Annotated in this window: 1 rRNA gene; it reads left to right on the top strand. The window is 55.7% G+C overall.

Features of this window, described 5'->3' with window-relative positions:
* Positions 1–212, top strand: a 23S ribosomal RNA gene (locus tag KUM44_RS36105); the annotation flags it as partial.

The raw sequence follows: 212 nt of genomic DNA, 5'->3' as shown, positions 1-212 counted from the left end.
ATAGCGGATAGTACCGTGAGGGAATGGTGAAAAGTACCCCGGGAGGGGAGTGAAATAGTACCTGAAACCGTGTGCCTACAAGCCGTGGGAGCGTCGGACATCAGCTTGCTGGTGTCTCGTGACTGCGTGCCTTTTGAAGAATGAGCCTGCGAGTTTGCGGTGTGTTGCGAGGTTAACCCGTGTGGGGAAGCCGTAGCGAAAGCGAGTCCGAA

This window comes from Streptomyces sp. AC550_RSS872, from assembly GCF_019049285.1.
GTDB lineage: Bacteria > Actinomycetota > Actinomycetes > Streptomycetales > Streptomycetaceae > Streptomyces.
The sequence above is the reverse complement of the archived record's forward strand: the minus strand, read 5'-3'. Positions and strand labels throughout refer to the sequence as shown.